This is a genomic window from Legionella cherrii, from assembly GCF_900635815.1.
In the GTDB taxonomy this organism is placed as follows: domain Bacteria; phylum Pseudomonadota; class Gammaproteobacteria; order Legionellales; family Legionellaceae; genus Legionella; species Legionella cherrii.
Genome location: NZ_LR134173.1, coordinates 2,371,091 through 2,390,026 on the forward strand (window position 1 = coordinate 2,371,091; position 18,936 = coordinate 2,390,026).

Genomic DNA, 18,936 nt, shown 5'->3' on the forward strand with positions numbered 1-18,936 from the left:
ATGAAAAAAAGTTCAGTGAAGAACACGATCATGATGACCCTATTCATGAGTTGTTTTTTACTGTTAGCATCCATATCGACTATGTCCTTCGCAGATCCTCCCACTCAAGTTGCTCGACTAAGCTACATTAACGGGACTGTGAGCTTTTTACCCGCAGGAGAATCACAGTGGGTAGGTGTCACTCTTAATCGACCTTTAATTGCAAATGATCAAATATGGTCTGATACAGGTTCGATTGCTGAAATGCAACTGTCTGGGGCTACAGTCCGTGCTGGAAGTCAAACAGCATTAAAAATTTTGAATTTAAATGATGAAATAGCACAGTTTCAAATCGAACAGGGAACTCTTGTTTTAAGTATCAAAAAAATCAATTCCCAACAATCATATGAAGTGGATACACCGAATTTAGCTTTTGTAGTAACTGAACCTGGATATTATCGTTTCGATGTCATAGCAGAAGACAATATGACTACCGTAAGTGTGAGAATGGGGCAGGGAACAGCTTATGGAGAAAGTACATCCAATACGATTAGTGTGGGTAACTCATGCAGTGCAACAGGGACTAATTTAGATAATTTTCAATGTACTACATTGGGTGTAGCATACGATGATTTTGAGAGCTGGAGTTTAGAGCGTGATAAAATGGCAGGAACAGTCTCTACTCAATATGTTTCTCCAGATACTATAGGTTATGAAGATCTTGGTAATTATGGTTCTTGGACTGAAGATCAACAATATGGTCCCGTTTGGTATCCTAGTCATGTAGAGTCAGATTGGGCACCTTACCAAAATGGTCAATGGATATGGCTAGGTCTTTGGGGCTGGACTTGGGTGGATAATCAACCTTGGGGGTTTGCACCATTTCACTACGGACGTTGGGCCTTCCTTAGGAATCGATGGTGTTGGGTTCCTGGACCAATAGGTGCTCATCCTATTTATGCACCTGCATTAACCGTATTCATTGGCGGCAATAATCCCCAATTCATGATCAATGGCGGATATGGCATTGGTTGGTTTCCTTTAGCTCCAGGAGAACCTTATATTCCTCCTTATTATGTTAGCCGAGACTATTTTACTGCGATCAATCTGAGTAACACAGTTATTGATGCTGCGTTTATCAATAATATTTACAAAAATCCAAATAAGGTAATTAATTACAGAAATGTACGGTTTGCAAATGCAGTTACTGTTGTGCCATCAGATGATTTTATTAATTCCAGGATAGTGAGGAATATTCGCTCACGTATTCCTAATCAAATTCTCTTTAATGCTGCGCAAACTCATGTCGCACCTATTGTGCCTCGACCTGTTAGTATATTTGGAGGAAAGGGATTCACACCGGCGATACCTCCTGCACAAATAATATCAAGACCAATCATAACCAAAACTCAGCCTCCTTCAGCAACGCCTTCTTTCTCACAAATAAAACCGTTTTTGTTAAAAAATGGCGGTAGACCTTTGAGTCCAGCAGAAGTTCAAAATATAAATGCTGGAAAATCAGGTATCATAACGCAATCACCTCCAGTAACTGTTCATCCAGTACCTGGGCAAGTTCCGGGTGGGCAATTAGTTCCGAATCAACCGAATCCCAAAGTGAAGCCGGGTCTAAATGTTCAGCCTACCCAAAATATTCAACCTGGGCTAAATGTTCCACCTGGCACAAAAGTCCAACCCGGTCCCAAAGTTCATCCTGGCCCAAAAGTTCAACCTAGTCCAACCGTTCAGCCTGGTCCAGCTGTTCAGCCTGGTCCAACCGTTCAGCCTGGTTCAGCTGTTCAACCCGGTCCAAAAGTTTATCATGGTCCTAAAGTCCATCCTGGTCCAACTGTTCAACCTGGTCCAACTGTTCAACCTGGTCCAACTGTTCCACCTGGTCCAACCGTTCAGCCTGGTCCAAAAGTTCAACCTGGTCCAACAGTTCAACCTGGTCCAACAGTTCAACCTGGTCCAGCTGTTCAGCCTGGTCCAGCTGTTCAGCCTGGTCCAAAAGTTCATCATGGTCCAACAGTTCAGCCTGGTCCAGCTGTTCAGCCTGGTCCAACAGTTCAGCCTGGTCCAGCTGTTCAGCCTGGTCCAAAAGTTCATCATGGTCTAACTGTTCAACCTGGTCCAACAGTTCAGCCTGGTCCAGCTGTTCAGCCTGGTCCAGCTGTTCAGCCTGGTCCAAAAGTTCATCATGGTCTAACTGTTCAACCTGGTGCAACCGTTCAGCCTGGCCCAACCGTTCAACCCGCTCCTAAAGTTCAGCCTGGTCCAGCTATTCAGCCTGGGCCAACTTTTCAGCCTAAACCGTATGTTCATCCTGGTCCAAATGTTCAACCTAAACCATATGTTCAGCCAAAGCAGCAATAGACTTTAGTCATCAATTCTACTGCAGCTTCTTTTTGCGGAGTACTAAAGGATTCTAAAGTTAACAAGGGAGTATGCGTTAAGAATGGTTTAATCATATAAAACGATGTAAACCTATATGAGTATAAAAAGAAATCAATATCTAATAGGAAATATCAAAAAAAGTTCTATGTTTTAGGGAACAAAGCTAATGATTTAGAATGGATTATTATTCCGGTAAATGTGACCCATGAGTCATGTCTCTTATTCCATGTTTCAATAACATTTTCTGAAAATCTTTAAGCGTTTTCCTTAACCTCATCTGGCATAGTGATGTTTAATTCAAGCACTGAGTTATCACCCATGCGCTCAAGATTCACACTGACTTGATCTCGAGTGACATGGACATATTTCGCAATAACAGCGAGAATTTCTTCTTGAAGCTTTGGCAGGTAGTCAGGTGTATTGCGTTGTGAGCGTTCATGAGAAATGATTATCTGTAAACGTTCTTTAGCAACTGATGCTGTAGCAGTCCTTCTACGCAAGTAATTAAAAATACTCATACCGTCACTTCCTCCTTATTTTTACTGAATAAGCGACGCAACAATCCCTTACGATCACTACTTATGAAGCGCATTGGTCTTTCTTCACCGAGAAAACGAGCAATTGCATCTTGATATGCAATACCGGCGTCACTTGTTTCGTCAAGTACTACGGGTGTACCTGTATTTGAAGCTTTAAGCACTGACTTTGACTCTGGAATAACGCCAATTAATGGAATGGCCAATATTTCTTTTACATCTGTTACAGAAAGCATGTCACCACGCTCGACACGTTCTGGGTCATAGCGTGTTAATAATAAATGTTCTTGTATTGGTGCTTTATTTTCAATAGCTCTTTTAGTCTTACTTGCAAGAATTCCTAGTATCCGATCGGAATCGCGTACTGAAGAAACTTCTGGATTCGTTACAACGATTGCATGGTCAGCAAAATACATGGCCATTAATGCACCTGTTTCAATTCCAGCAGGTGAATCACAAATAATAAAGTCAAAATCTTTAGAAAGATCATTAAGGGTTCTTTCAACTCCTTCGAGTGTTAATGCATCTTTATCTCGTGTTTGTGATGCAGGAAGGATACAAAGGTTTGGGATACGTTTGTCTTTAATTAAAGCTTGATTGAGGTTTGCTTCGCCATTTATGACATTAATAAAATCATAAACTACTCGTCGTTCGCAGCCCATAATGATATCAAGGTTTCTTAAACCGATATCAAAGTCAATAACCACAGTTTTATGCCCTAAAAGAGCAAGTCCTGAAGAAATAGCCGCAGAAGAAGTAGTTTTTCCTACTCCACCTTTGCCAGATGTAATTACAATTATTTTAGCCAACGCTGAACCCTTCCTATTTTTTTTGATTCAACACAATATTTAACCAACAGTGTACACGTTAATCGATTAATAATTCAAGTGGTGGAGGAGTGATCTGTGGAAAAACATTTTCCAAAATCGAGTGAGATAAAAATCATTTTTAAACTCTTTTTACGTTTCATTGTTTGCTTGGGTCTTTAGCAATATTCGATAAAAAAAACGGTAAATGAGGACTCAAGAATTAAGAACCTGGATTTTTGATGGGAACAGCTAATAAGTCTTATAATTATAAGGGATTATGTTGTTTATTGTAAATTATCTGTTTAATTTGTCCACAATTTATAGTAAACTATTCGGTTAATTTAACTCCTGATAGCGAGAATAAAATGGCGCTTTCTATTGTGCAGCAATCATTAACCTTTGACGATGTACTTCTTGTTCCTGCACACTCTTTAATACTTCCTAAAGATGTGTCTTTGAGAACAAAATTAACTCGTGCGATTAACCTGAATATTCCTCTTATATCAGCAGCCATGGATACTGTGACTGAGGCGCGCTTAGCCATTGCCTTAGCGCAAGAAGGTGGTATTGGTATAATTCATAAGAATATGACCATTATGGCACAGGCTGAAGAAGTCAGAAAAGTGAAAAAATTTGAAAGTGGTATGGTTCGGGATCCAATCACTGTGACTCCTAGTATCACTGTAAAGGAATTACTGGATGTCATGTCTAAGTATAATATTTCAGGGGTTCCTGTAGTTGATGGAGAACATTTAGTTGGCATCGTAACGAGTCGTGATATCCGTTTTGAAACGAATTTGTCTTTGAGTGTCGAGCAAGTGATGACACCTAAGACGCAATTAGTAACGGTTAGAGAGGGGGCGAGTCGCGAAGAAGTACGTAGTTTATTACACAAACATCGTATTGAAAAACTGCTTGTGGTAAACGATGCTTTTCAATTACGTGGGTTAATTACAGTTAAAGACATCCAGAAAGCTAAAGAAAATCCTTATGCGTGTAAAGACGATGCGGAGCAATTACGTGTTGGTGCAGCTGTTGGTGTGGGTGAGGGCACTGATGAACGTATTTGTGCATTGATTGAAGCTGGTGTTGATGTCCTTGTTGTTGATACGGCTCATGGACATTCGCAAGGCGTGCTTGATCGTGTTAAGTGGATTAAGAAGCACCATCCGGAAATACAGGTAATTGGAGGAAATATAGCTACAGCTGCAGCAGCTCGTGATTTATATACTGTTGGTGCGGATGCTGTAAAAGTGGGTATAGGCCCAGGTTCTATCTGTACTACGCGGATCGTAACCGGTGTTGGGGTTCCACAAATTACTGCCATCGCCAATGTGGCAAAAGAACTTAAAGGAAAAATTCCAGTAATAGCAGATGGTGGAATACGTTTTTCTGGTGATGTGTGTAAAGCACTAGCTGCAGGTGCTGATACTGTAATGCTTGGTAGCATGTTTGCAGGAACAGAAGAATCACCAGGTGAAATTGAATTATATCAAGGTAGAACTTATAAGAATTATCGAGGTATGGGATCAATTGGTGCCATGGCTTCATCACAAGGTTCCAGTGACCGTTATTTCCAGGATGCTTCATTAGGTTCAGAAAAATTAGTTCCAGAAGGAATTGAAGGTCGTGTTCCTTATAAAGGATCGGCGCAAACAATTATTCACCAATTGTTAGGTGGTTTGCGTTCTTGCATGGGCTATACAGGATGTGAAAATATCGAAAAATTACATACTAAGGCTGAATTTGTACAAGTGACTAATGCAGGAATGAGAGAATCACATGTTCATGATGTCAGTATTACGAAACAGGCACCAAACTATCAGGTGGATAATTAATAATGAACGATTTAAAGCAACATCCTTTATTGATCCTCGATTTTGGTTCTCAATACACACAATTGATTGCTCGCCGAGTACGTGAGCTAGGTGTCTATTGTGAAATTCATCCTTTCAACATAACCCAAGAAGAATTTGCTTCTCTAAGTCCTTGTGGCATCATTTTATCTGGTGGCCCAGCAACTGTAACCCACGATGAAAACCCTCGAGCACCCCAGTGGTTATTTACCGCGGGGATTCCTATTTTGGGGATTTGCTATGGGATGCAAACCATGGCAGTACAATTAGGGGGCGAAGTACAGTCATCTTCTATGAGAGAATTTGGTTATGCTGAATTGAAATTGCATGGTCACAGCAAATTGTTTTCGCAAATTGAAGATCGCCTTAACACAGATGGAAATGCATTATTAGATGTTTGGATGAGCCATGGAGATAAGGTGACAAAATTACCTGTTGGTTTTAAGGTAATTTGTGAAACGCGTAATGCTCCAATCGCTGGAATGGCAGATGAAAATCGTCACATGTATGGGGTGCAATTTCATCCAGAAGTAACCCATACTCTGCAAGGGATGCGTATTTTACATCGTTTCGTTGTAGATATTTGCAAGGCTTCAACGAATTGGACGTCAGAACTGATTATTGATGAAGCAATCAGTAAAATCAGAACTAAGGTAGGCACAGAGAAAGTTTTGCTCGGTTTATCGGGTGGTGTAGATTCTTCGGTGGTTGCTGCTTTATTGCATAAGGCTATTGGCAAACAATTAGTTTGTGTTTTTGTTGATACGGGCTTGTTGCGTTTTAATGAAGCAGATGAAGTCTTGGAGATGTTTGGCAAGCACATGGGTGTTGAAGTGATTGCTGTTCAAGCAGAAGAGAGATTTTTTAATGCTCTGAAAGGGGTTACTTGCCCTGAGGAAAAAAGAAAAATTATTGGACGTACTTTCATCGAAGTATTTGATGAGGAAGCACTAAAAATTCCTGGAGTTTCCTGGTTGGCACAAGGAACGATTTATCCTGATGTTATTGAGTCGGCAGCAACGAGTACCAATGGTGCTTCTGTGGTCATTAAATCGCACCATAATGTAGGTGGATTGCCAGAAACTTTAAACTTAAAACTATTAGAGCCTATCCGTGAATTATTTAAAGACGAAGTTCGTAATATTGGTCTTGAGTTAGGTTTGCCACATGACATGGTTTATCGCCATCCATTTCCTGGTCCCGGATTGGGCGTTCGAATTTTAGCAGAAGTGAAAAAGGAATATGCAGATATTTTACGTCGAGCGGATGCTATTTTTATTGAAGAATTAAGAAAAGCGGATCTTTATCATAAAGTCAGTCAGGCTTTTGCCGTATTTTTACCGGTTAAAAGTGTGGGGGTGATGGGGGATGGACGTAAATACGATTACGTGATTTGTCTTCGGGCTGTTGAGACAGTCGATTTTATGACAGCACATTGGTCGCAATTACCTTGGGACTTTCTCGGTCATGTATCCAATCGCATTATTAATGAAGTACATGGGGTATCCCGGGTAACGTATGATATTTCAGGTAAACCACCAGCTACAATTGAATGGGAATAATTGTAGGCTGGATTATAGGTCAAAATGCCCGGATTACGCTGCGCTAATCCGGGCTACAAATCACCTAAGCTATAAATTTTAAAATTTTTTTCTATAACTAATAATGAACGATCACTATTGGATGCAAATAGCATATGAGCAGGCAATTCTAGCCCAAAATGAAGGAGAAGTTCCTGTTGGTGCTGTATTGGTAAGCAAAGATAATCAGTTATTAGGCTTAGGACGAAATGTCACACAAAACAGCCATGATCCATCGGATCATGCAGAAGTCCGTGCAATCAGGCATGCATCGCAACAGCTAAAAAATCACCGACTATTAGATACAACGCTCTATGTGACTCTTGAACCTTGCGCCATGTGCGCGGGACTTATTGTTCATGCCCGGATTAAAAGAGTAGTTTTTGCAACCCGAGACTTTAAAACAGGAGCAGCCGGATCTGTCTATAACTTATTGCAGGGTTATCCTTTAAATCATAAAGTTCAAATTGATGAGGGAATTATGCAAGCGGAATGTTCTTTATTACTGACTGAATTTTTTCAAATATTGCGGTAAATTTTTTTAAAGTTTTTCTATTGGGATTCATAGGTACTTATGAATTACCGGATATAACTGTAAATTACAGAAAGATTCACATGCTCAGATGATGACTAAATTTTGGATTGAGTAAATATAAAACTTATAGTAGCTTAGGTTGGTCTTTTTCCTGTATCTCCTGTTGTTTATCCACTATCGTCCGTCCCTTAAAAAATCTTAATGTATCTTTTTCAACAGGTGCGATTTTCTTATCAAAGTCCAGAATTGCTTGATAAAATTCGGTAGTTTCTGGCTTTTGTAACTTTTTGGGGCTACGGATAGCTTTCTCGGCAGCTGCTAGGATTTTTATATATTTATCTGCCGAACTTAAAGTAGGGTCAGTTGCAATCTTATAAATACGCGCAACACGATGAGGGACTGTTTTCTCCTGTCCATCAATAACAATAGTCTTGCCTCCTCCTAATCCAAAGAAGCCCGTCTTCCATATTCCTTTTTTTATTTCATTCTTAAGTAGATCAATTATAAAACCATTAAAAAATGCATGGTATTTTCTGTTGGGGATATTTTGGGGTATATAAGTCCTTACAATCTCTGGATTTGACTCCCAAGGGGCTTCTACTTTTTTTAGTTGATTGTTTTCTTTTAAGAAGTAAAAATTGATTTGTCCCCGTTCATAATAAGGTTTAAATTGCTCCCAATAGCGGTAAAGAAAGCGAAGTTCAGCAAAAGTTATTTTGTCGAATTTTTTATCAAAACACATCTTGTAATCTATTTTGTTCAAAACAAAATGTAGCTTATGTTCATTATTAAGCGTCCAAAAAACGCCCATCTTTGACATTTTTTTAATGAAGGGCATTTTGTCAGTTTGCTTTGCTAAGGGCGAAAGTTGTTCAATTTCATTGTTTAAAAGACTGGCATATGATTTAAATGTTTGTGCGGAGGCATAAAAGGGATTGGTTGGTTTTGCAAAACTGGGATCGAGAAGGGGTTCAAGAAAGGGGTCAATAGTTGCATTAAATAGCTCATCTACTCTTGTAGCGAAAACATCTTTTCCTTGTGATCTCAAAAAATAAAATAAACTAATACGTGAACCGCTTATTCCATAAACTAGATCTCCCTCCTCAAATCCATCTAATAGTGTATCTAAGTTTTCTTCAAGAATTTTCGGAATAAATTCTTTTAAATAAAATGGATAATGAGGCTCAGAGGGGCTAGAAATTACCTCTAAAACATGATGATATTCCTCTTCTATTTCATCGGGAACTTCTTCTTCATCATCAAGATGTACCAAAGTATTATAACTTTTTTTTAGCTCTTCAATTTCATCAATATTGGCGTTCCAATAAGTTCGCAAAATCGAAGCTATCTGCCGTTTTTTCATACAATATCAGGTTGATTTCCTTTGCTTCAATATAGTCAAATTGAGAGTGATATGCAAATAAATACAGCATGTTGGTTGGATTTGTCTCGTTTCCTTTGTTAAGATGTTCTATATTTCTTGAGATGTTACTTTGAAGAGACTAGTAATTCCTGAGTTAGCTTTTGTTTTAAAACTTCTTTTTCGTCATGATTTAATGGCTGATTGTGTTGATTTGTAATATAAAATGTATCTTCTGCACGTTCCCCTGCGGTAACAATTTTTGCGTTGTGTAAATGAATATTTAAAGTGGAAAATACCTTACCTATAGTCGCTAGTAGGCCAGGTCTATCTCCAGTGACCAAAAACAATCGAGTCTGATGAGAGGTCAAGTCATCGTTGTAATGAATTTGAGTATTGACATTAAAATGAGCCAAAGCTCTTGAAAGTCTTTTTCGGGCTATGGCGGGCAGTTGTCCTGTTTTTGCTAAATGGATGCACAAAGCGTGTTGAATATCATGCGAGCGTTGTTTATCAAAAAATGCCTGATTTTGCTCATCTAAAATAATGTAGGTATCCAAATCATATTGATTATCGCAGGTAAGGATCATTGCTTCTTGAATGGTGACATTATGGTTACTTAAGACCGTTGTCGCAATGGCAAATCGATCATCCCGGTGAGGCATATAGATAAAAACTTCCGTTCCTCCCTGGCTATGGTGAGGCATGATCATCACTAAGGGAAATTTTGTACATGCAAGGATTGCTTTAGTATGACGGGCTATGATTTCGGGAGACTCATGTAAAAAGTATTTGTCTTTGAATTGTTCCCATAAATCTTCAACCATGCTTGCTGCAATTCCTTCAGCAACTAATATCGATAAAGCGTAGTGTTTTCGTACTTTAATCAGCTCTGTTTCATCCATTAATTCTTGTTCTTTATGCAACATATGTTTGGCAGCACGATATAACTCTTTAAGTAGGGAGTCTTTCCAAGAATTCCATAACGTGGGATTAGTTCCACAAATATCAGCAACAGTAAGCAGATACAAATAATCCAGAAAGTGGGGGTGGGGTAAGAGTTGGCAAAAATTCTTTATTGTATTGGGATCATAAATATCTTGACGCTGAGCAGTTTGTGACATGATGAGGTGATTTCGCACAAGCCACACAAGCAAATCACTATCTTCTTTTTCAAGATGATGATTTTGTGCAAAATGCAGTGCTTCAACTGCACCCAGCTCGGAATGATCGCCGCCTCTTCCTTTGGCTATATCATGAAATAAAGCACTTAGGTAGAGTAGTTCAGGTTTGTTTAAAGTAGACATGATTTGTACACAGAGAGGAAATTGCTCTGCATAATTTTTTTCTTTGAAACGTGATAGATTGCGAATAACAAATAATGTGTGTTGATCTACCGTATAGACATGAAATAAATCATATTGCATTTGACCGGTGACCACAGCGAAGCATTCAAGATAATGGGCTAGAACACCATATCGGCTCATTCGATGTAAGGCTTTATAAGGTCCATCCTCTGTTTTAAGAATGTTCATAAACAATTCTGTTGTTTCTGAAGATGCTTTAAAACGTTTATTCATCAGATAGAGAGATTCTCTAATTAATCGAATAGTATTCGCTCTGACCCCTTCAATATCTCGGCGTTTCGCTATCCAAAGAAATAATTTTAATAGCGCTTGGGGATGATGGATGAAAATACGGGTATTTCTTACTTCGATGTAATTATTAGACAGTTGAAACTCATTATCTAAATGAAATAATTTTTGCTTGGGGGAGTGCGCAATGGTTTCATCAAACCATTGTAATAGCATCTCATTGAGTTCTCTGTTCCGTTTAATTACTTTAAAGTAATCTTTCATAAATTGTTCTATGGCTAGTGAATGAGGTTTATCTTTATAGCCAAAAAACTGAGCTAATTTAATCTGATAATCAAAAGATAAGCGTTCCTCCGCTTTTTCAGCTAATACATGTAAGGCAAAACGTACGCGCCAGAGAAAATGCTGGCAGTATGTTAATTTTTCATATTCTTTATCCGTAATGAATCCATAGCTTATGCCATCAGCTAATTTTTTAATATTAAAATGACGCTTACCAATGCTGAGTAGAATGTGCAAATCTCGCAGACCGCCAGGGCCATATTTGACATTGGGTTCCAAGTTATAAGCTGTTTCACCATACTTGGCATCGCGTTTTTTTTTGCTCTTGAAGTTTTGCCAAAAAATAATCATGACTTGTCCACATGTGTAGGGGATGGATTTGATAAGTCAATTCTTCCATTAATGCGCCCCGACCGCATAATAAAAACATGTCCATCAGACTTGAAATCACGGCAACATCTTGACTTGCGAGATCCGCACACGAGGAAACGCTAGTGATTTGATGGCTGAGATCCAATCCCACATCCCAGCAATCCTGGATAAAGTTTTGTGCGCGCTGTAATTGTGATTTAGAAACTGTATCAGTATGAAGCAACAATATATCGACATCAGAATAGAGGTGCAGTTCTCTACGCCCATAACTGCCAAGGGCGAGAAGGCAAAAAACATCATGATCCAATTGATTTTTAGTGAATAGACTAATTACTAGTTCATCGATGAAGACAACGAGCTTACGAATAATGGTGGTAATATTGGTTTTATAATCGAATTCTTCTCGTAGTTTTTCTTTAAATTGTCTTAGAGAGTTTTTAAGATGTTGCAATTCTAAGGTCATCCCTTTTGTTTCTGCATCGAGTGCTTGTGTAAAGGGATGAGCTTTTGTAGGTTTATTTTCGTTCTTCATCGCGCAGAGTCAAAATTTCTACACCATCATCGGTAACCAATAAGGTATGCTCCCATTGGGCTGAAAGACTGTGATCTTTAGTGACTACAGTCCAATGATCAGGCAATAAACGAGTGTGGTGTTTGCCTATATTGATCATGGGCTCAATTGTGAATGTCATCCCGGGCTCCAGTTTCATTCCTGTGTTAGGTACACCATAATGCAGTACCTGGGGATCTTCATGGAAAATACGTCCTATGCCATGGCCACAATAATCACGGACAACAGAGCAACGATTTTTTTCTGCATGCTGTTGGATAGCATGGCCTATATCGCCTAAATGAACTCCGGGTTTTACCATGTCAATTCCGATAAACAAACACTCATGAGCCACCTGAGTTACATGCTTTGCTTTGACTGATGGCGTACCAATAATGAACATCTTACTTGTATCGCCGTGATATTCATTTTTGATTACGGTGACGTCAATATTAATAATGTCGCCATCTTTTAAAACTTTTTTTCCTGGGATCCCATGGCATACTACATGATTGACTGAGGTACAAATGGATTTTGGAAACCCATTATAATTTAAAGGAGCAGGAATCGCTTTTTGTATGTTCACGATGTAGTCATGACAAATAGTATTCAGTTCATCAGTGGTGATGCCTTCTTGTACATGAGGTCCAATCATCTCAAGAACTTCTGCGGCAAGTTTGCCGGCAACGCGCATTTTTTCGATTTCATCAGGGGTCTTTATAGTAACTGCCATAGGATGATCCAAAATTGTTATTTGATTTTGTTACAATATATATAGTGTAGGCTAAGTAAACGCTGTATGTATCCATGGTTTTGGAACGAAAGCCATCTTAGCATAACTGATTGTATATGTCATCGAATCCAATTTGTCGCCGGATTAGCACGGTCTCAATTGGTTTTTATTTTTAAATCTTAGGTTGGGTTAGGGCTATCGCCAACATGTTGACGATTTTCTTTCTGCTCTAACATTTTTTCTGCTACTTGTAATTTTTTTTCGGCTTTCAAATAAAGTTCGCTATGCCAAAAAGATCCGTATTTAGTATGTGCTCCTGGATTATATTTCTGAACGTTCTTTCCCATCACAACTTCCGGTTCTACTTCAGTTGGATATTTACCATTATGATTTGGAGTATAAGCCAAAAAATAATCTTCGGTATTAGGCGGTGTTTTCAAATATATAGTAAATGCTTCTAAAGTAATATGACTTTTTCTTCCCATGTTTTGTAAGGCGCTCTTAATTAAGTCTTGCAACTCAATTATGGACCCATCTTCCAGATCAACAAAACAATCTTTGGCTTCTTTAGGACAACCATGTTCGTCGATTTCAACAACTTTTTTAAAGACTTTGCCAGGAGGAATTGATAGATAAATCATAATACTTTTTCATAAGGGTAAACAATTACTCGAGTGTATCATAATCATTCAAAATTCATATTTATTTGGCGTAAAATTTTGTTTCACTTACTCTCATTTCGAGTACTATACTTTATTAAGATCTGGCCGCTTACTCTAAGGAAAGAAAATGAAAGTATGTGCTCGCGTTTTCCTGTTTGCTTTATGCTTTCTTATCAGTGTTTCTATTTTTGCTTTTGAGGGACATGTTGGTGGCGGCTACCATGGCGCACCTCCGCCAAATACTGGGTACAATAATGGGTATCACAATAATGGTAATTATGATAATTACCATGGCAATTACTATCACAATGATGATTGGTATGGAGATGGGATTAATGTGAATACAGATGATATTTGGTATGATGATAATTTGAATGATAATACCGGTGTGGTTATTGGAGTGCCTGCGGAAGGTTATTATGATCCTTCATGCCAAACAATAGATGACTGTAGTTCAGGTACTTGTGTGTTGGTTAATACGTGTGAATAAGGATTATGGATAAGAAAACATATCAATGGGCAGTGGTAGGAGCCGGTCCTGCGGGGATCGCAGCAATCGGGAAGTTATTAGATAATGGTATTATAGCAGATGATATTTTATGGATTGACCCCCATTTTAAGGTCGGTGATTTAGGACTGCATTGGTATAATGTTTCGAGTAATACAAAGGTAAAATTTTTTAAAGATTTTTTATTGGCAGTTCATTCTTTTCATTACCAAGATGCACCTCTTGATTTTCAATTAAATCATTTACCCGTTGATCAAACATGCACTTTAAGTTTCATTGTTGAACCTTTACAGTGGATTACGGAACATTTATTACAAAAGGTTCAATCAGTAAAAACAACAATTCATAGTATGTTCTTATCCAAGCGTCTATGGTCTTTATGTTCAGACTCAAAAAGCTATCAAGCTAAAAATGTCATATTAGCTACAGGTGCACTGCCGTCTACATTAAATTATCCCGGTGTTAATGTAATTCCTTTTGATACCGCAATTGATAAAGAGAAACTGTCTTCTGTCATTCAGCGAGATGAGACTTTTGGTGTATTCGGTTCATCACATTCTGCAATTATTATTTTAAAGCATCTTGTCGAATTGGAGGTTAAAAAAGTGATTAATTTTTATCGCTCTCCATGCCGTTATGCCATTGAAATGGATGATTGGATTCTTTTCGATAATACAGGACTTAAGGGTCAAACTGCGGCTTGGGCTCGAGAACATATTGATGGTGTTTTACCCTCTAATCTGGTTCGTTATAATCTCAGTGAACCTAATATTGCACGTTTTTTACCCGAATGTGACCAAGTAGTTTATGCAGTAGGTTTTGAGCAACGAAAAAGCATTGTAATTGGTGATTACGAAAATGCGCGTCATAATCCCTATGTCGGCATCATTGGGCCGGGATTGTTTGGTTTAGGTATTGCTTATCCCGAGACAAAGACTGATATTTATGGCAATGTCGAGTCTCAGGTGGGGTTATGGAAGTTTATGGTGTACCTGAATAAGGTAATGCCTGTTTGGTTGAAGTATCCCACTTAAGTTTTAATTCGTGATCCGTGAACATTAATGCCAGTGGATCACGAAAACTCTTTTAAGACCTTCCATTTTGTTATCTAAATCAGTCTCTTGTAGTGTAAAGATAAAGCTGAATAAGAATCACTATCAAATATTAAAAAAAATTTGTAAAATACGCCTCTATTTTGAGGAGAAAGTTATCAAAACAAGTCGTACAAGTTATTGGTCTAGTGAACTGATCACCTTAGTGTGTAGTCTTTTTTTTACCTTAGCATGTAACAGCTCTTTCTGGACAGAATTACTTCAAGGTAAAGACTTAGCGAATCCATATACCTGGTTTATTATTTTTTGTACAGCAACTGCAATCACAGGTTTGCAGTGGTTCTTACTTCTTTTAGTGATTAATCGTTGGACTTTCAAATGGTTTACCATGGGGCTGTTGCTGGTTACCTCTATTGCTGTGTATTTCATGAATACATTTCATGTGTACATTGATCCCACCATGATTACCAATGTTGTGAGCACCGACTATCAGGAGAGTAGTGAGTTTTTGCAGTGGCGTATTCTTCCTTATTTTCTATTCCTAGGAGTACTTCCTTGCTGGATCATTTGGCATATCAAAATTTATAAAAGAAGCCTTCCTTCCTATTGGGCTGGACGATTAGGAACTATTTTTTTGTCATTGTGTATGATGTTTGGTGGTTCATGGGCTATATTTCACGAACTTGGTCCAATTCATCGGGAAAGAAAGCAAATCATCTATTTAATTACCCCCTTAAATATCATTTCATCTTCAACAAAAGCATATTGGAGAGCGCGACAGGCGCGTGTGGATAAGACAAAAATCAAGATTGGAACAGATGCGCATAAGCTTCCACGCCCTGAAAATAGTAAACCGCGAGTTATTATTCTTGTTGTTGGTGAGACGGTTCGTGCTGGAAACTGGGGTTTAAATGGATATCATAGACAAACAACCCCAGAACTTGCTAAACGTCAAGTGATTAATTTCAGTGAAGTCACTAGTTGTGGTACGACAACAGCAGTTTCGTTGCCCTGTATGTTTTCTCATTATGGCATGCATGCATACAACAGCGCGAAAATTGATCAAACGGAATCTTTGCTCCATTTACTGGATCGTACCAATGTTTCTGTTTTGTGGCGTGATAATCAATCAGGCTGTAAAGGGGTATGTGAAGTTTCCATGTTTGAAAAATTAAAAAAGGATGCTCTATGTCAAAACAAGCGTTGTTATGATGAGGTTCTTTTGCATCAACTTCAGGAACGGATTATTAATAAAAAAGGGGATCAGCTGATCATCTTGCATATGCTTGGTAATCATGGTCCAGCTTATTTTGAACGTTACCCAGAACAATTTAAACATTGGACTCCTATCTGTGAAACCACGGATTTATCCACTTGTTCGCAAAAAGCATTGGTAAATACTTATGATAATGCAATTTTGTATACAGATTCGATATTGGCTCAAGCAATTGATTTGTTACATAATATTAAATCCCATGATACAGGATTAATTTATGTATCAGATCATGGTGAGTCACTTGGTGAACATAATTTATTTCTTCATGGGTTACCATATTTTATGGCTCCGGACGAACAAAAGAAGGTTCCTATGATTCTCTGGTTATCAGAAGGATTATCGAAACAATTAGCCATGAAAGAAAATTGTTTGCTTAATAAGCAATCTGATCCTATATCGCATGATTATTTATTTTCAACGCTGTTGTCGCTTTTTGATGTAAAAGCAAAGGAATACAATCCAAAATTTGATTTGATTCACTCATGCCGCATATAAAATAGCTTAGCGGTTTTGTCATTGCGAGCGCAGGGAGGCCTATTTCATCTTAACCTTGTGCTAGAGGGTGGAGATCTCTCGCTGCGCTCGGGATGACGAGACCAGGCTATGGTTGATGTGATCGATAACGCCAAAACTTAGGAAAGGCCAGGCAACAAACAGTCACCCCGATAATGCATAATACCCCACCGGATATCAAAGCGGTGGTAATGCTAAAACTGGATGCGATAAATCCGGCTCGGGTATCTCCTAATTTAGGTCCACTTAAATAACTGATCATTTCGATGCCTGCTAATCTGCCGCGATATTCTGTTGGAATGGTATTGTTCCATAAAGTGGCACGAAATATTCCACTTATAGCATCAAAAGCACCAGCAAGCGCCAGGAAAAATAGGACAAGCCAAAGTGAACTGGATAAACCAAATCCAATAATTGCAGCTCCCCATAGCGCAGCGGCAATTGCAATGGCTTTACCATCACGATCTATTTTTGCGGTCCAACCACTGAAAAATGAAATAATCAAAGCACCTACAGCAGGTGCAGAATAAAGTAAACCCAAAGTTTTTGCGCCACCGAATGATTGAGCTATAGCAGGGAGTAAGGAGTTAGGCCATGCAAAAACCATCGCAATAAAATCAACAAGATAGCTTCCCATTAATTCTTGTCGATTAAAAGCAAAGGAAACTCCTTGTTTTAACGAAGAGACAATGGATGGATGCTCGTGCTGTACGGGTTTGGGAATATTATGCAGTCTAATTAAAGTGACTAATGACATAAAAAAAGTAATTAAATCAATTAAATAAGTAATTATAATGCCGTATTGAGCAATGATGAGTCCAGATATAGCTGGAGCAATAATCATACAAAAACTGAATTTAAATGTAGCAAGAACCCCCATATTTTTGTAATCATTGGGCTCAACAATCTGTTGCGCAATACTATCAAAAGCAGGACGATGTAAGCCGTTAATCGCTGACATAGAAGCTGAAACGATAAAAATAAGGATTAGAGAGGGGTCAGCTTGATAGGAGTTAAGTACAAGCATGCAACAGCCCACAGCAAGGAGTAATTCACTCATGATCAATAATCCGCGACGATTGTATCGATCTGCAAATACCCCACCAATCAGGGCAGTAATTAATAGAGGTAATAATTGCACTAAGCTTAATAATCCGACCATCAGTGTTGATTGGGTCATTTGATAAATTTGATAGGGCAGGGCGACGCTAGTGATCATGGTGCCTATAAATGAAATAAATTGCCCAAAATAGAGCAGCCTGAAATCACGATTTTTTTTTAAAAGAGATAGGTCTAGAAGTTGACTCATTTTGAACATCCAAATAGATAGGCAATAAGATACGCGAATAAAAGTAGATTCTATGCTTTTTAATTGATTCAGTATAGTGCTAATCGAGCAAATCTGAGCTTATTCGATCTAGTGATCATCAGAGTCATCATGATTTCCTTTGTTTTTTATTGCTAAAGGTTCCACAAAACTTAACGGGGTAGAGTAGGTCATTGGTATTTTTTCATCGTCAAGTGCTTTTTTAATGCTTGTGAGTACTTCATCGAGTGAACGGCGTTGGTCGCTTGGTTTGGATTTTGTCCACCAATATATTTCAAAATCAATTCCATTCGAAGAAAATGAAACTACATAAATTTGAATGTATTTATCTTTAGAAACAGTCTCGCATCGTTCCAATGCTTTGGCAATCACTGAACGTGCTTTTTCCACATCTGTACCAAAATCAACACTACAGCCAATTTTTTTTCGTCTTAGCGGCGTATCAGTTAATACCACTACAGTATTAGTATACAATTTAGAATTGGGGATGTAGACACGAGTTCCATCTGTTTTACGTAAATGAGTGTTTTGCACGGAAATACGATAAACATAGCCTTGTTGTGAATCAACGATGATAAAATCACCAATACTAAAGGGCTCTCTGAGTAAAAGTAAAAAGCCGGTAAAAAAGTTTTCAAAAATGCTCCTAAATGCCAAACCAATTGCAACAGAGGTCAATCCCAAAGTTGCTAAGACATTGGCTGTGGTTACTGATGGAAATATGATGGCTGAAATGATTAATATTCCAACGAACCAAACCATGATAAGGGTCAGCTTATGAAAAATAGTGACCAAATTGGCACGAATTGCCATTCTGGGTAAAAGAGAACTGACGAGTCGACTAACTATTTTTGCGACAAAGTAAGTCACAAAAGCAAAAATAATACCGACAATGATATTAGGAATAAGCGCAATCAAATTTTGCGCAAATTTATCCAGTGTTTTTGTTATAAGCTCTAAATAGCTCATATCGGATTTCCTTATCCTAGATTCAAAGTTCTAATCGTCGATTTTAGT

14 protein-coding genes and 1 pseudogene are annotated in these 18,936 nt (G+C 38.3%); 7 read left to right on the top strand and 8 right to left on the bottom strand.

Annotation, left to right across the window (positions count from 1 at the left end; genetic code table 11):
• Window positions 1-2,352 carry a DUF6600 domain-containing protein gene (locus EL022_RS10000; RefSeq protein WP_065235796.1) on the top strand — a complete coding sequence of 784 codons (2,352 nt, stop codon included), beginning with the start codon at window positions 1-3 and terminating at the stop codon, window positions 2,350-2,352.
• A 275-nt stretch (window positions 2,353-2,627) separates the two neighbouring features.
• On the opposite strand, the gene minE is transcribed toward EL022_RS10000, so the two are convergent.
• Entirely contained in the window at window positions 2,628-2,891 is a 264-nt protein-coding gene (minE, locus tag EL022_RS10005) for a cell division topological specificity factor MinE (protein WP_028381812.1), read from the bottom strand.
• Window positions 2,888-3,718, bottom strand: a complete 831-nt coding sequence (minD, locus tag EL022_RS10010) for a septum site-determining protein MinD (protein ID WP_028381811.1) — start codon at window positions 3,716-3,718, stop codon at window positions 2,888-2,890. Before minD ends, minE begins: the two co-directional genes overlap by 4 nt.
• A gap of 365 nt (window positions 3,719-4,083) precedes the next feature.
• Between minD and guaB the strand changes: the two genes are divergently transcribed.
• From guaB to tadA, 3 genes are all read left to right on the top strand, one after another.
• Complete coding sequence (gene guaB / locus EL022_RS10015; RefSeq protein ID WP_028381810.1) at window positions 4,084-5,556, top strand: IMP dehydrogenase; 1,473 nt, start codon at window positions 4,084-4,086, stop codon at window positions 5,554-5,556.
• A 2-nt stretch (window positions 5,557-5,558) separates the two neighbouring features.
• Window positions 5,559-7,136 (top strand): glutamine-hydrolyzing GMP synthase, encoded by a 1,578-nt coding sequence (guaA, locus tag EL022_RS10020; RefSeq protein ID WP_035901157.1) that lies wholly within the window; start codon window positions 5,559-5,561, stop codon window positions 7,134-7,136.
• Between the two features lie 103 nt (window positions 7,137-7,239).
• Window positions 7,240-7,689 carry a tRNA adenosine(34) deaminase TadA gene (gene tadA / locus EL022_RS10025; RefSeq protein ID WP_028381808.1) on the top strand — a complete coding sequence of 150 codons (450 nt, stop codon included), beginning with the start codon at window positions 7,240-7,242 and terminating at the stop codon, window positions 7,687-7,689.
• 124 nt (window positions 7,690-7,813) lie between these two features.
• On the opposite strand, the gene EL022_RS10030 is transcribed toward tadA, so the two are convergent.
• From EL022_RS10030 to EL022_RS10045, 4 genes and pseudogenes are all read right to left on the bottom strand, one after another.
• Window positions 7,814-9,052, bottom strand: coding sequence for a hypothetical protein (locus EL022_RS10030; RefSeq protein ID WP_028381807.1), 1,239 nt, complete (start codon window positions 9,050-9,052; stop codon window positions 7,814-7,816).
• A gap of 125 nt (window positions 9,053-9,177) precedes the next feature.
• Window positions 9,178-11,761: pseudogene (gene glnD, locus EL022_RS10035) on the bottom strand ([protein-PII] uridylyltransferase).
• 52 nt (window positions 11,762-11,813) lie between these two features.
• Window positions 11,814-12,581, bottom strand: coding sequence for a type I methionyl aminopeptidase (gene map / locus EL022_RS10040; RefSeq protein WP_028381805.1), 768 nt, complete (start codon window positions 12,579-12,581; stop codon window positions 11,814-11,816).
• 179 nt (window positions 12,582-12,760) lie between these two features.
• Window positions 12,761-13,222 (bottom strand): hypothetical protein, encoded by a 462-nt coding sequence (locus EL022_RS10045; protein WP_028381804.1) that lies wholly within the window; start codon window positions 13,220-13,222, stop codon window positions 12,761-12,763.
• Window positions 13,223-13,370: 148 nt separating this feature from the next.
• On the opposite strand from EL022_RS10045, the gene EL022_RS10050 reads away from it, so the two are divergent.
• The 3 genes from EL022_RS10050 to EL022_RS10060 all read left to right on the top strand — a co-directional run bounded on the left by EL022_RS10050 (window position 13,371) and on the right by EL022_RS10060 (window position 16,574).
• Window positions 13,371-13,733, top strand: a complete 363-nt coding sequence (locus tag EL022_RS10050) for a hypothetical protein (protein WP_028381803.1) — start codon at window positions 13,371-13,373, stop codon at window positions 13,731-13,733.
• 5 nt (window positions 13,734-13,738) lie between these two features.
• Complete coding sequence (locus tag EL022_RS10055; protein WP_028381802.1) at window positions 13,739-14,785, top strand: FAD-dependent oxidoreductase; 1,047 nt, start codon at window positions 13,739-13,741, stop codon at window positions 14,783-14,785.
• Between the two features lie 211 nt (window positions 14,786-14,996).
• A complete protein-coding gene (locus EL022_RS10060; RefSeq protein ID WP_272947078.1) occupies window positions 14,997-16,574 on the top strand; it encodes a phosphoethanolamine transferase in 1,578 nt (525 codons plus the stop codon).
• A 106-nt stretch (window positions 16,575-16,680) separates the two neighbouring features.
• Here EL022_RS10060 and EL022_RS10065 read toward each other — a convergent pair whose 3' ends face one another.
• Together EL022_RS10065 and EL022_RS10070 are read right to left on the bottom strand one after the other, a co-directional pair.
• On the bottom strand, window positions 16,681-17,901 hold the full coding sequence (locus EL022_RS10065; RefSeq protein ID WP_028381800.1) for an MFS transporter: 1,221 nt from the start codon (window positions 17,899-17,901) through the stop codon (window positions 16,681-16,683).
• A gap of 108 nt (window positions 17,902-18,009) precedes the next feature.
• Complete coding sequence (locus EL022_RS10070) at window positions 18,010-18,888, bottom strand: mechanosensitive ion channel family protein (RefSeq protein ID WP_051544492.1); 879 nt, start codon at window positions 18,886-18,888, stop codon at window positions 18,010-18,012.
• Between the last annotated feature and the right edge of the window lie 48 nt (window positions 18,889-18,936).